This window comes from Pseudomonas sp. Pseusp49 (assembly GCF_059491875.1).
This window is the reverse complement of sequence record NZ_CP168514.1, coordinates 1,582,349-1,596,039: the sequence shown is the minus strand read 5'-3', so window position 1 is coordinate 1,596,039 and position 13,691 is coordinate 1,582,349. Positions and strand designations below refer to the sequence as shown.

The 13,691-nt window shown below is 59.3% G+C and carries 9 protein-coding genes; 5 read left to right on the top strand and 4 right to left on the bottom strand.

All coding sequences use genetic code 11. The annotated features are described in order from the left end of the window. Positions 1 to 31 precede the first annotated feature (31 nt). The 3 genes from ACEN83_RS07000 to recQ form a co-directional block, all read right to left on the bottom strand. Positions 32 to 1,285, bottom strand: coding sequence for a type IV pilus assembly protein FimV (locus ACEN83_RS07000; RefSeq protein ID WP_495579862.1), 1,254 nt, complete (start codon positions 1,283 to 1,285; stop codon positions 32 to 34). A 128-nt stretch (positions 1,286 to 1,413) separates the two neighbouring features. Further along, the gene (locus tag ACEN83_RS06995; RefSeq protein WP_007975279.1) at positions 1,414 to 1,848 is read right to left on the bottom strand and encodes a MarR family transcriptional regulator; all 435 of its coding nucleotides are present in this window, start codon (positions 1,846 to 1,848) and stop codon (positions 1,414 to 1,416) included. Between the two features lie 119 nt (positions 1,849 to 1,967). Then, entirely contained in the window at positions 1,968 to 4,094 is a 2,127-nt protein-coding gene (gene recQ, locus ACEN83_RS06990; protein WP_495579861.1) for a DNA helicase RecQ, read from the bottom strand. Positions 4,095 to 4,478: 384 nt separating this feature from the next. Here recQ and ACEN83_RS06985 point away from each other — a divergent pair, with 384 nt between their 5' ends. From ACEN83_RS06985 to ACEN83_RS06965, 5 genes are all read left to right on the top strand, one after another. After that, the gene (locus ACEN83_RS06985) at positions 4,479 to 5,066 is read left to right on the top strand and encodes a UPF0149 family protein (protein WP_007975277.1); all 588 of its coding nucleotides are present in this window, start codon (positions 4,479 to 4,481) and stop codon (positions 5,064 to 5,066) included. Between the two features lie 10 nt (positions 5,067 to 5,076). Next, the gene (locus ACEN83_RS06980; protein ID WP_007975274.1) at positions 5,077 to 5,472 is read left to right on the top strand and encodes a YbaN family protein; all 396 of its coding nucleotides are present in this window, start codon (positions 5,077 to 5,079) and stop codon (positions 5,470 to 5,472) included. Between the two features lie 245 nt (positions 5,473 to 5,717). Beyond that, positions 5,718 to 6,425 (top strand): cysteine protease LapG, encoded by a 708-nt coding sequence (gene lapG, locus ACEN83_RS06975; RefSeq protein ID WP_495579860.1) that lies wholly within the window; start codon positions 5,718 to 5,720, stop codon positions 6,423 to 6,425. A 22-nt stretch (positions 6,426 to 6,447) separates the two neighbouring features. Further along, complete coding sequence (gene lapD, locus ACEN83_RS06970) at positions 6,448 to 8,409, top strand: cyclic di-GMP receptor LapD (RefSeq protein WP_495579859.1); 1,962 nt, start codon at positions 6,448 to 6,450, stop codon at positions 8,407 to 8,409. A 103-nt stretch (positions 8,410 to 8,512) separates the two neighbouring features. Then, positions 8,513 to 11,182: a hypothetical protein gene (locus ACEN83_RS06965; RefSeq protein WP_495579858.1), complete on the top strand. Its 2,670-nt coding sequence runs from the start codon at positions 8,513 to 8,515 to the stop codon at positions 11,180 to 11,182. Positions 11,183 to 11,277: 95 nt separating this feature from the next. On the opposite strand, the gene ACEN83_RS06960 is transcribed toward ACEN83_RS06965, so the two are convergent. After that, positions 11,278 to 13,467 (bottom strand): autotransporter outer membrane beta-barrel domain-containing protein, encoded by a 2,190-nt coding sequence (locus ACEN83_RS06960; protein ID WP_495579857.1) that lies wholly within the window; start codon positions 13,465 to 13,467, stop codon positions 11,278 to 11,280. Between the last annotated feature and the right edge of the window lie 224 nt (positions 13,468 to 13,691).

Genomic DNA, 13,691 nt, shown 5'->3' with positions numbered 1-13,691 from the left:
TGGGGCTTGACTCCAGGGTTTGACGACGCCGCTATGATAGCCCGGCCGGTGACTGTCGAGTCGACTGATCAGGTGGTGCCTCCAACCCGAACGCAGGCTGGATCATGGCCAGCGCCACCGGTTGCCTGGTCTCGCCTGGGCTGATCACGTCCCAACTCGACGCCATGGACAGCTCCTCCAGGTTGAGCCGGTACTCATCGTCAGTGGCGGATTCGCCGGACATGGCCAAACCCGGAGCCGCCGCCACGGCAGCAGCAACCGGGATGGAATGACGATTATCGACCCACTCAAGTTCATCATTGGCTGGCACCCCGTCGCGCTGCGCAGTGGGCGATTGCGTGACGGGCGGCCAGATCACTGGCTCGGTAAAAAACTCAGCCGACGACTCATGTGGCGACGGCAGAGCCTCTGAATCCGAGGCCTGATGCTGCTGGTGCCGACGACGTACAAACCAGCCCAGCGCCAGCAACCCCATCAACGCCGACACACCGGCAATCTGCAACCAGCCAACCCCGGGGGGGTCAGCAATGGCGGGGGCCGGTGCCACTGCATCAGAAACCATGGGTTGCGCCTTTACCTTCTTGAGTTCAGCCAGTTGGGTTTGCAGCTCGGCCAACTGCTGTTTCTGGCCGTCGATCAGCTCATCCTGGCTTTGCAGCTTCGCATTGAGTTCATCGACAGTGGATTGCAGCTGGTGGTTTTGCAGGGTGCTGGCAGCCAGTTGTTCCACGGCGGGATCGACCAAGGAGACGTCAGTTGCTGGCGTCGTTCTTGCCACGGGGGGCGGCGTTTCGACCGGTTGAACCCTGGGGAACGCGGACGCAGTGGAACTGGAAACCGGTTCATCGGTGGCGGGAACAATGCCCGGCGAACCCGGCGGATCGATCAGTACCGTGTACTCGCGCAATAACCGGGCGTTGGGCTGATTGAGCTGCACGAGGAAATTCAGGAAGGGTTCACTGACCGGTTTGCTGGATGTCACCTGGATCACGCTGCGCTTGCCGCGCAGGACCGGGGTGAATTTCAGATTGTCGAGGAAAAAGACCCGGTCGACCCCAGCACGGCTGAACTCGTCTGCCGTTGCCAGGCTCACCGACAGCTCGCCCTCCTCCAGGCCAGCCGCATCCACCAGGGCGATATCGGCACGCAGCGGTTGATTCAGCGCCGAATGCAGGGTGATTTCACCCAGGCCCAGCGCCGGAGCCCATGCCGAGTAAGTGATCGCCGCCCCAGCCAGCAACCCCTGTGAACAACCGCGCACAACCAACCGCCAACACTTGAGCATGAGCATCCTTGAGATCTACAAAAACTACCCGTACGCGTTCGTACATCCGTTACGAACACGATATTGCCGAGTAGTTCTTATAGTCTGCGCAATGCGGTCTCTCAAAAAGCCTGGCAGTCGGTTATGCCTCAGGACTTTTCAAGGTTGCCCAGGATATGCCCGTGAACTCGCATGCACACCTTCAAGTCCGCCTCATCGACGCCTTCGAACAGTTCGTGACGCAGTTGCGTGGCAATGGTTTCAATTTGTTCGATCAGGGGAAGCGCCGGGGCGCAGAGCACGATTTTCTTCGCACGACGGTCTTCCAGCACAGCCTGGCGTTGCACCAGACCCTGGCTTTCCAGACTGTCGAGCAAACGGGCCAGGGTCGGGCCTTCGACGCCAACGCTTTGTGCCAGCTCCCGCTGGGTTGGAGCTTCTTCGAAACGGGCCAGGTGCAGCAGCACCAGCCAGCGCGCCTGGGACAAGCCCATGCCCGCCAGACGGCGGTCCAGTTCGGCACGCCAGCCACGGGACATCTGGGCCAATTGCATGCCAAAGCGGTGTTGATCGGTTAACGGCATAAAACACTCATGGTTAGACTGAAATAAATAAAAACTAATTATTAGTCAGCTAAGCATGAGCCTCGATCCGAGGCAAGGCTTGATCTGTACTGAATCGTTACATCAGCACTACGGATGTCTCAAATCTCGAATTCCGACTGCAAGGCAGCGCGAACACAGTACAAAACCCCTTCGGGTACCCGGCCCGCGAACAGCGCGGCGATCTCGGAAACCGGCGGCAATTCGCCTTCGCCGTCGAGGAAGGCGTCCTGGACTTCACCCATCAGGTCTTCAGGCAGATCCAGCGCCTGCTCCAGCGACAACTGCTGCTTGCCGATCGCTTCGGCCAGCATGGTGTAGACGTTCTTTTCCGAGCACTGCAACTGACCGGCGATCTGCACCGGTGTCATACCGGCCCGCGCCAGCGTGATCAGTTCGTGACGTACGTCGGCCACCGGTTTCGGCGCCTCGACCTGGCCGCCGAGGACTTCGAGGAAAGCCTCGCCGTAACGCTCCAGCTTGCGCGCGCCGACGCCGCTGACCCTGGCCATTTCCGCCAGCGAGGTCGGTTGGCTGCGCAGCATTTCGAGCAAGGTCGAGTCGGGGAAGATGACATACGGCGGCACGCCATGTTCTTCGGCGAGCTTGCGTCGCAGGGCACGCAGGGCTTCCCACTGTTCGCGCTCCTCGCCCCGGACCAGTTGGCTCGCCTGGCTCTTGCTGCTTTTCGCCACGGTTTGCGCCTTGAGGTCGCGACGCAGCTCCAGGGTCACTTCACCCTTGAGCAGCGGCCGGCAACTGTCGCTCAGGCGCAAGCCACCGTAGCCTTCGAGGTCGATGTCGGCCAGACCACGGGCCACCAGTTGGCGGAACAACGAGCGCCATTCGCCCTCAGCCATCGCCTTGCCGACACCAAACACCGAAAGATGCTGATGGCCGAAGTTACGGACCTTTTCGTTGTCCTTGCCCAGCAATACATCCACCAGGTGTCCGACGCCGTAGCGCTGACCGGTGCGGTAGATCGCCGAAAGCGCCTGCCGTGCGGGCTCGGTGGCATCCCAGGTCTGCACGCCATCGACGCAGTTGTCGCAATGACCGCAAGGCTGGGGCATGTCCTCGTCGAAGTAGGCCAGCAGCGTCTGCCGACGGCAGCGGGTTTCTTCACACAGGGAAAGCATCGCGTCGAGCTTGTGCTGCTCCAGGCGCTTGTGGCGCTCGTCGCCTTCGGAGTTCTGCAGCATCTGCTTGAGCATCACCACGTCTTGCAGGCCGTAGGCCATCCAGGCGTCTGCCGGCAGGCCATCACGGCCGCCACGGCCGGTTTCCTGGTAGTAGGCCTCCAGGGATTTCGGCAAATCGAGGTGCGCGACAAAACGCACGTTGGGCTTGTCGATGCCCATGCCGAACGCCACGGTGGCAACCATGATCAGGCCTTCTTCGTTGAGGAAGCGCTTCTGATGGTAAGCCCGCAGATCGTTGGGCAGACCGGCGTGGTACGGCAGCGCCGGAAAACCCTGCTCGCTGAGGAACGCGGCGACTTCCTCGACTTTCTTGCGCGACAGGCAATACACGATGCCGGCATCGCTGCGGCGTTCGGCGAGGAACGCCAGCAACTGCTTGCGTGGCTGCTCCTTGGGCACGATGCGATAAAAGATGTTCGGTCGGTCGAAGCTCGACAGGAAGCGCTCGGCGTCTTGCAGGTGCAGCCGGGTGACGATTTCTTCCCGGGTGCGTTTGTCGGCCGTGGCGGTCAGGGCGATGCGCGGCACGTCGGGGAACATCTCCGCCAACTGGCCCAGTTGCAGGTATTCCGGACGGAAGTCATGCCCCCATTGCGATACGCAGTGGGCTTCGTCGATGGCGAACAGGGAAATGTTCAATCCCTGCAGAAATGACAGCATGCGCGGCTGGACCAGACGTTCCGGCGCCAGATAGAGCATCTTCACTTCACCGCGGCGGATGCGGGCGGCGAGGTCGCGCTGCTGCTCGGCGCTGAGGGTGGAGTTCAACGCGGCGGCGGCCACGCCCAGCTCTTCGAGGGTGGCGACCTGGTCGTCCATCAGTGCGATCAGCGGCGAGACCACCACGGCCAGGCCTTCGCGCAGCAACGCCGGGACCTGGAAACACAATGACTTGCCGCCACCGGTAGGCATCAGGACCAGGGCATCGCCACCGCTGGCCACGCGCTCAATGATTGCACCCTGGCGGCCACGGAAACTGTCGTAGCCGAAGATGTCCTTGAGGACGCGTTGAGCCTGTTCGAGCATAGAAACTCCAAAAATCACCGAAACATCCCTGCAAGGCTGGTTCAGAACCCGCGATGCTGCACCGACAAATCGTAAGTGCGCATTGCATGACGCTTCACATTTCAGCCGTGAAGCCAGCAGGGCATCACAAAACGCGCGAGTATACCCGAGCCCCGGCAGGCATTGGGCACCGCTGATAAGAGGGAATGGACATGATCCTTGTAGGAGCTGCCGAAGGCTGCGATCTTTTGATTTTTTTAAAGACAAGATCAAAAGATCGCAGCCTTCGGCAGCTCCTACAGGGACGGGCGGGGTACATGAGCGGCAAATATGCCGTGCGGCTGGCCCAAGCGCTCAAGAAGGCCTAGAATTCCCGCATCGAACATTCCCCAAGGTAGTCCTTTAATGTCCTTCGCTGAGCAACTAACCCGCCTGCAAGTCTTCCTCGACGCTGATGAACTGCATGACGAGGCGCTGGACTACGTGGCCGCCCACGGCTACCTCACTGCGCTGTCGATCTGTTCCGAAGTGGTCCCGGACCGTGAATGGATCGACGCACTGTTCGCCGAAGAGCCGCATTACAGTGGCGAAGCCCAGCGCGAAGAGATCGAAGCCACGCTGATCGGCCTCAAGGCCCACATCGCCCGCCAACTGGCCTCCGACGAGGAGTTCGAGTTGCCGTGCGACCTGGACCTGGGCGACGACCCGGACGATTCCGAACTGCGCGGCTGGTGCATCGGTTTCATGGAGGGCGTGTTCCTGCGCGAAGAAGCCTGGTTTGAAACCGCCGAAGACGAAGTCAGCGAAATGCTGCTGCCGATCATGGTCGGTTCGGGCCTGTTCGACGAGCAACCGGAGTTCTCCGACATTGCCGCCGACGCCAACCTGATGGACGACATGATCGTGCAGATCCCGGAAGCCCTGACTGCGCTGTACCTGCTGTGCAACGCACCAGACGAAAAACCGGCGATTCTCAAACCCCGCCACCACTAAGGCTCTGCCTATGGACAACCCCATAGGCAACCGCCCCCTGATGTTGCGCTACGTGCTGCTGGCCATCGGCTGGCTGAGCGTAGCGTTGGGGGTCATCGGGATTTTCCTGCCGGTATTGCCCACCACCCCCTTCCTGCTGCTGGCGGCCGCCTGTTTTGCCCGCAGTTCGCCGCGCTTCTATCAATGGCTGGTCGAGCATCCGCGGCTGGGTCCCTGGATTCGCGATTACCTCGACGGCAACGGCATTCCGCTCAAGGGCAAGGTCTACGCCATCGGCCTGATGTGGGCGAGCATCCTGTTCTCCTGCTATCTGGTGCCGCTGCCTTGGGCACGGGGGTTCATGCTGACCAGTGCGGTGCTGGTGACGATCTACATCCTCAGGCAAAAAACCCTGCGCAAATCCTGAAGTCTCCCCCGACCCTTGTGGCGAGGGGGCTTGCCCCCGTTCGGCTGCGTAGCAGTCGCAAAACAGGTGAACGCGGTGTACCAGGGATATCTGGATTGAATGGTTTGGGGTCGCTTCGCAACCCAACGGGGGCAAGCCCCCTCGCCACAAAAAGCCGTCCGCCGAACTCTCTTCCTCCGACGACCTGCCCTCCCCCTGCAAAATCTCCACCTAAACTCCACGAACCTACACTCGAGCAGCCAGACATGGCCCGCAGTCTGCGTAGTCCAGGATGGCCAGCGCTCCGACTTCGGCTCGGCGGCTGGTTGCTGCTGGCCGCTTTGCTGCTGACCGTTTTCAACGGTGTCCGGGCCGACTGGGATTTTGCGCAGATCCTGCAAACCGTGGAAAAACGCTACGGCCCGCTGGGACCGGCACGCAACCGGATCGAGGCGTGGAGTCAGATGCTGCAAAGTGCACGCGGCGCGCCCGAACGTGAGCAGCTCAACGCGGTGAACCGCTTCTTCAATCAGCAGTTGAATTTCCAGGACGACGCGCGCATCTGGCAACAGACCGATTACTGGGCCACGCCCGTCGAGGCCCTGATCAAGGGTGCCGCCGATTGCGAGGACTACGCGCTGGCGAAGTATTTCAGCCTGCGCCGTCTCGGTTTTCCCAGCGAGAAACTGCGCATCACCTACGTCAAGGCCCTGAACCAGAACCAGGCGCACATGGTGCTGACGTTCTACAGCACCCCCACGGCCGATCCACTGGTGCTGGACAATCTGATCGGCGATATCCGCCCTGCCTCCCAACGCAAAGACTTGCTGCCGGTGTACGCCTTCAACGCCGAAGGCCTTTACCTGCCGGGCAAGAACGGCGGCCAACGCAGCAGCGACTCGAAGAAGCTGTCGCGCTGGCAGGACGTGCTGAAAAAGATGCAGAGCGAAGGGTTCGACATCGGCGACGGCTAACCGCCATGGCAAGGAGCGAGACATGACACTGCGTAAACAGTTGTTCCTGGCCATCTGCCTGTTCCTGCTGGTGGCGTTCAGCGGCAGTTTTTTTGCCAGCCTCGAAAGCTCCCGCGAGCAAACCCTCAGTCAGCTGCGTGCCCACGCCCAGGACGCGGCCACCGCGCTGGGGCTGTCGCTGACGGCACAGGTCGATGACCCGGCAATGATGGAGCTGATGGTCAGTTCGATTTTCGACAGCGGTTATTTCAGCAGCATCCGCGTGATCAGGCTCAAGGATCAGCAACCCCTGGTGGAACGCAGCACACCGACAAAAATCGACGGCGTGCCTGACTGGTTCGTCAACCTGGTCAACCTGCGCCCGGAAGGTGGCGACGCCTTGGTCATGCGCGGCTGGGAACAGCAGGCACGGGTCGAAGTGCTGAGCAATCCGCAATTCGCCCTGGCCAAGCTCTGGGACAGCACCCTCGGCAGCCTGATCTGGTTGCTGTTGTGCGGGCTTTTCAGTGCGGTGATTGGAGGATGGATGCTGCGCAGGCAGTTCCGCCCGCTCGACAGCATGGTCCGACAAGCCGAAGCCATCAGTAAACGCGAGTTTCTCAGCCTGCCCAACCTGCCACGCACACCGGAGCTGAAACGGGTGGTGCTGGCCATGAACCAGATGGTTGAAAAGCTCAAGGCGCTGTTCATCGAAGAGGCTGCGCGCAGCGAAAAGCTGCGGGCCGAATCCTATCTGGACAGCCTTACCGGCCTGGCCAACCGGCGCCTGCTCGACGAACAACTGGCCGACCACTTGAGAGTGTGCGAACAGAGCCGCGATGGCCATCTGCTGATGTTGCGGATCAACGACCTGAACGGGCTCAACCAGCGACTGGGGGGCCAACGAACGGACGCACTGATCAGCGCCGCCGGCGAACTGCTCAGACGCCTGACTCAATTGCCGGAACGTCGCACCTGGCTGGCGGCGCGCAATCGCGGTGGCGAATTCAGCCTGCTGACACCGGGTCTGGACGCCGACAGCGCCGCGCGCCTGGCCGCCGATGTCAGCATCAGCCTGGAGAACCTGCGCCTGACCGGCGCCAGCGATTGTATGCCGGTCGCCCACCTGGGCGTTGTCGCCTATCGCCCCGGAGAGCCGATCGGCAACGTACTGCTGCGCCTCGATCAGGCATTGACCGAATCCCGGCAGCGTCCCGAGCGACCCTGGGTATATCTGGGCCACCATGACGCCGCGCCGAATCACTCCCAGCACGACTGGCGCACCTGGATCGACGACGCCTTGACCGAAGGCAAGATGCAGTTGTACTTCCAGCCCGTCGTGCAATGCGCCGACACCCGCCAGGTGCTGCATCACAAAGTGCTGGCACGCCTGCTCGATCCACAGGGCGAAGCGATTGCCGCCGGGCATTTCCTGCCGTGGATCGAGCGTCTCGGCTGGTCGGCACGCTTCGACCTGGCCATGCTCGAAGCCACGCTGGACGACCTGGTGGTCAACCGCAGACCCTTGGCATTGAGCCTGTACGGAAGCACCCTGCGCGATCCGGTGCATTGGCGAACAATCCTCGACCTGCTCGACTCGCTTCCGGAGCTGGCACCGCTGCTGGCCCTGGAAATCGACGAGCACCAGCTGCCCTCCCCCGAAGAACTGCAGCGTTTGAGCCACAGCCTGCTGAACACCGGTTATCGCATCGGCCTGCAACACTTCGGCGGGCGCTTCAGCCAGATCGGCAACCTCACCCAATTGGGTTTGGCGTACCTGAAAATCGATGGGGCGTACATTCGCGGCATTGACGAACAGCCTGACAAACGGCTGTTCATCGACGCAATCTTTCGCGCGACCCACAGCATTGATTTGCCGCTGATTGCCGAGAGGGTCGAGACGCAAGGGGAACTGGAGATCATCCGGGAGCTGGGTGTATTCGGCGCGATGGGGCGGTTGATCGGGTCGCCGGAGCCAGGCAGCCGACGCACCTCCGACCATTGATCGGAAACCACCTCGCACCTGTTATTTATGACAGTAGGCAAGCTATCAGGGCAGGGTTTAAATCATTCGGGCACATTCACTTTTCATGCCCGGAGTCATCATCATGACTGCTAAACCACCGAATACTTCAACACTTACGTCAGAGCCACAAAGTGAAACAACAGCGGAATTGAAATTCGAAGCAGTGCTGGACGAAGAAGGTAACACCGTTGACAGAGGCGGCGTAACTTATTCCAAAGCCCTGACCTTCAAGGGTACGGGCGACTCAGAGAGGAGACTCGAGATTCGCGATGACATAGATCGACTCACTACGGTGGACAGCGGAATTTCAGGAAGCTGGATCAAAGCGCACACACTGTCGGACTTCAAGCGCTACAAGCTTATCGCTATGGAGCTGGATTCGCCTTTTAACTTCTCCAAACCACCGTACCAGATCGTCCTGGCGAGCGAGACGCCGATCATCGACAAAGTCATCGGCGAGAATGGCGAGATTGACGACGGCGATATCTACGACGGCGTCTTGGCGGATATCAAAGGCTTCGCGCCTCCCGGTATGGTAGTTGAAGCCCTCAACCACGGCAGCCCCACGGGCAAGACAGCCACTGTCGATGGTGACGGCCTGTTCAACCTCACCTTCGACGGGCTCACCGCTGGCCGCTACAAAATCACGATCAAGGCCGCCAATGGCAAAGAATCCGGTGTGTTCGAATTCCTTGTCCCATGGGATATAGAACTGATCCTTGATAGGGTCTGCGATTCCCGCGGGAAGGTGATCGCTGAAGACGATACCACCTACGACGTCCGGGCTACGGCCTATGGCGATGCCTGGCCGTGCGAAGGCGTGCAACTGCTCAATCACAACAACCCTGTCGACGGAGCAATAGGGACCGCGGATGAGAACGGACGCTGGAAAATCGATTTTGAGTTGTCCGCCCCCAATTGGTACTGCCTAGCCGTCCAGGCGCTTTATGGCGAGGGTGAAACTTCCAAGCCGCCTTATCGCTTTTACGTGAAGGAGGACGTCAAGCTGAGCCTGGATGACGTCATCGATTCCAAGGGGCCGATCCTTGAGGACGGCACCACCTACGATAAAAGGGTAAGGATCTGCGGCTATGCCAGGCCCGGCAAACGCGTGCAGTTGCTCAATCATGAAAAGCCCATTGGCGGAGCAAACACACCCGCCGATCTGGATAGCGGATACTGGGTAATCGAACTTGATGTGACCGCCCAGCGCACCTACAAAATTACCGTCGAGGGGCTTTACGACGATCACGAAGTCACCAAACCGCCCCGCACCTTTCACGTGGCGCTGGACGTCACGCTGAGCCTGGATGACGTCCTCGAATCCGAAGACGGCCCCTCTGTCCCAGAAGGTGAAACCACCTACAAAGATAAGTTGTTCATCATGGGACATGCCCGGCCCGGTGAGAGCATTCAGCTACTCAATTATGGCGTCCCGATAACAGATGCCATCGCAACTGCCGATCCCGACAAAGGCACCTGGACATATTGGCTCGATGTGAAAGACGGTGACTACAAGCTGACCGCTCGAGAGAACTATGGCGACAACGAAGTCACCGAGCCGCCCCGCACCTTTATCGTGTCAGCCATCATCCAGCCGCACGATACCCGTGTATTCGACACGGACGGCCTGGTCGATGACAACGGTACAACCCCATTCGACTTTGTAGTTGCCAGGGGTTATGCGGCACCGTTAGCGGCGATCAAGCTAAAGATCAACGGAATCATCGACCCGACACCGGAACCAACCGACGAAGAGGGTAAATGGGCCAGACTCGTTCATGATCTGAAATACGGAACCCGATATACGATCATCGCGGTGGCAGACTATAGTGGCAATGCCGAGTCCAACCCTTGGACGTTTACTCCCGAAGCGGCCACCATCGTGCCGATCCTTGGTGAAGTTACTGACCCTGAGGGTAACAAAGTCGGAGGAAGTGAAGGTGGGCCCACACTTCATACGAAATTGACTTTTACCGGCCAAGCCAAACCAAATGGAACAGTCGAGATACTGAATGGTGCCTCCAGTCTTGGTGAAGCCACGGCCGATGGAAAGGGTAACTTCCGAAAAGTTATTTTCGGGCTACCCGAAACTACCTACGACATCAAAATCAGGGGCCTGTACGCCGATAACCCGGAAAGTACTCAGCGCTGGACGTTCACCATTGAACAGGCAGTCAGGCCGACTATCGAGCGCATTTTTGACGTCACAGCCGATATTCTCCCGGACGGTTACACATACGAAACTACCGTGACTGTCGAAGGCCGTGCCCACAGACTACAGAAAGTGCAAATATTTGATGGCGACGACTTTTTGCGTGAGGTGCCGGTCGAAGGCAATAACTCGTTTAAAGCTGAACTTGGCGGATTGAGCTTTAAAAACTACGACCTGAGAATCAAACCGCTTTACGGCAGTGATCTACCTTATTCTGCTGTTCATGGTTTCAGTATAATCACAAGAGGTGTGTTATCCATCGATAATGTCACCGACCCCAATGGAATTCCAATTCCAGATAACGGAAGTATTTCTGAAAACAAAGTGTTTACTTTCAACGGCCGCGGGGCCCCGCCAAACACCTATGTCAACCTGTACCGTGACAACGATATTTTCGCTGGCAGAAGATTGGCTGATGACGATGGAAAATTTCATGTAAACACTGGATCGCATCCACTCGGAGGCCCTTACAAGTTTTACCTGAAAGGTGTGGATGGCCGGACTTCGAAAAACTGGTACATTCGTATATCACGTTAATCAGCTGTGACTCGCAAATCAGATTGTAAAAGCAGTACCTGACAAACGAAAAAAACCGCTTAACGCGGTTTTTTTCATTCCTTTACACCAAGCCATCAAAACCCGTAGCTCAGCCCCAGCGTCATCGACCATGGCTGTTCGTAATGTTTCCCTTTGCCGTAGTCGAGGTCCGCACTCAGCCGTACATTAGACCGCAGGGAAAAGGCCACTCCGCCACCCACCTCAAAACCACTGCCCGACAAATCACTGTTGAGTTCGTTGCCGTTGACATGCACGTTGTCATTGTTGGCAAACTCATGAACCATCGCGACACGCCCGTATGGCTGCACGACGGTACCGCCACCCAGCTTGAAGTCACGACCGGCAGCGACACCCAGCTTGGCGCGCAACGAACGCGTCCGGTCGCCGTCGGCGTCCATGCCGTTGTCCAGGTCATAGCTCGCGCCCTCGATGACGGCGGCCGACAACTGGGCGGAAGGTTTGACCCGCCAGTCATCCGCCAACCGGATGTTGCGACCGACTTCCACCAGGGCGCTGACCGCCGAGTTGCTGTAGTCGCCCTTGGCGCGGGTTCCGTCGCTCAATCGGACTTTCGAATCGTTACGGAAATGGTTGAGTTTCAGTGCACCATCGACGTAGTAGTCGCTGTCCGGAGCCTGCCAGCCAACGTATGGACCGGCGTAGAAGCTGTCGACCGTTGCGCTGCTTCCGCCTTTGAGATCAATGTCCGACTGGCTGTAGCCGGCCAGCACCCCGACGCTCCACGGACCATCGCCCAGACGGGTATCGGCGCCCATGGAAACACCCTGTTGGCGCTGTTGATAGGCCACGCCCGCACCTTCGCCAACGTTGTATTTGTTGCCGTAAGGCCGTACCCAAACGCCATGCAATTTGCCGTCCGATTGCAAGTCACCCATGCGACTTTCGAGTGACTTCAGCTCGCCATAGGAAATGGTCGTCGCGGTGCGGAAAAGCGCCATCGCTGTCTGGGCACCGGAGCTGACCGTTTTGGTGGCGGGGTCGAGGAACCATTCCGTACCGCCGTTGCCATCGGTGGCACTCGCCAGATCGTAGGACCAGGTGCCCAGATCCACCCGCCCGCCGACCAGCGAAAACTGCGCAGTGCCACTGGCGGTGCGCACCAGTGCCAATGGTTGCGTGGCCACCGCATCCGTTCCCGAAGCCGCGACTTCCAGGCCGAATTGACCATTGGCTGCGCCGGTCACATTGAGAAAATCACCGGCACCGGTAGAGAAATCGCCCTTCATGGCAAACGTGCCGGTGCCATCGAGGGTTCCAACGTTCAGTTGACGAAATGCCCCCCCGGCATCACCGAAATCCACCCGGCCGCCATCCATGCTCAGGCTGCCGACGGTGTCATTGCCGGTCATGGTCCAGTTCGACTGGCTGAGGGTGACGCCCGTGACGTTATCCAGGCGACCAGTGAACTGCGAGCCGTTTTGCAGGGTGACATTGGCGGTAGAACCGTCTTCGACCACCACGTCACCGATCATCTGGCCTCGATCAAACGTCAGGTTGGCGGTGCTGGCGTCAGTGACTTGCACGTTGCCTTGCAAGGCGCTGCCGGCCACTCTCATGTTGGCCGTCGATGCACCCAGCACTTCCAGCAGGTTGCCGTTACTGCCCCCCAGCGTGGAACCGTTCAACACTTCGATACTGGCGTCGACACCGTCGTCCACTTGAATCGCCGGCCCATCGCGGCCCACGACGCTTGAGCCGTCCAGCACCAGCGACGCAGTGCCCACGGGTGGATCCGTTTCAAACCGCACACCTGCGGCTTCACCGCTGATTCGCGTATCGGCGGATGCGGTGACGGAGCCTCCCGCCACGACCAGGCCAAAGCTGCCTGCGCCCGTTCCGGTGACTTCGGAGTTGATCAGCGCGAGGGTGCTGAAACCTGTCACCATGGCGCCGGCGGAGCCACCACTGAATACGCTGTTGGCCGCGGTCACGGTCGAACCTGATGTTCCTCGTAGCGTGCGATTGACCAGCAACGCAATGGTGTCGCTGCTGACCGTCGCCCGGTCAATGGTTGCGCGGCTGGTATTGATGGTTATTCCCGCCTGGCCCGGATTGCCGGTGACGGTCGCGCCATTGATGTTCAGGGTAGAACCGGTCTGGACATGGACACTTCGGGTGGTCGCATCGGTCAAGTTCAGCGTGCTGTTGTTTTTCACCGAATAACTGTCAGGTGCAGCCGTTGAATCGATATCCAGGGTGGATCCGTTGTCGACGATCACGGCAGCGAACGCTGTCGAGCTCATCAAAAAAAATGCCGGCACTAATGCCAGCATCCCGTTGGAAGCTGAAATAAAAGGTGGGCGTAACGTTACGTTGTCAGTTGTCATGCTCATGTCCTGTTGATCAATCCGTCCTCACCGAATAAAACCAACTGGAGGACTATGAAGGGGGCGCAAGATAGCGTCACTTCCTACAAAAAAATGTAGGATTAATCTCCAATCGAACTGAAGAGTCCTCATTACCCAAA

Bases quoted from the DNA above. Each gene is read 5' to 3' on its own strand.
- ACEN83_RS07000 (WP_495579862.1), bottom strand. From the start codon at position 1,285: ATGCTCAAGTGTTGGCGGTTGGTTGTGCGCGGTTGTTCACAGGGGTTG.
- ACEN83_RS06995 (WP_007975279.1), bottom strand. From the start codon at position 1,848: ATGCCGTTAACCGATCAACACCGCTTTGGCATGCAATTGGCCCAGATG.
- recQ (WP_495579861.1), bottom strand. From the start codon at position 4,094: ATGCTCGAACAGGCTCAACGCGTCCTCAAGGACATCTTCGGCTACGAC.
- ACEN83_RS06985 (WP_007975277.1), top strand. From the start codon at position 4,479: ATGTCCTTCGCTGAGCAACTAACCCGCCTGCAAGTCTTCCTCGACGCT.
- ACEN83_RS06980 (WP_007975274.1), top strand. From the start codon at position 5,077: ATGGACAACCCCATAGGCAACCGCCCCCTGATGTTGCGCTACGTGCTG.
- lapG (WP_495579860.1), top strand. From the start codon at position 5,718: ATGGCCCGCAGTCTGCGTAGTCCAGGATGGCCAGCGCTCCGACTTCGG.
- lapD (WP_495579859.1), top strand. From the start codon at position 6,448: ATGACACTGCGTAAACAGTTGTTCCTGGCCATCTGCCTGTTCCTGCTG.
- ACEN83_RS06965 (WP_495579858.1), top strand. From the start codon at position 8,513: ATGACTGCTAAACCACCGAATACTTCAACACTTACGTCAGAGCCACAA.
- ACEN83_RS06960 (WP_495579857.1), bottom strand. From the start codon at position 13,467: ATGAGCTCGACAGCGTTCGCTGCCGTGATCGTCGACAACGGATCCACC.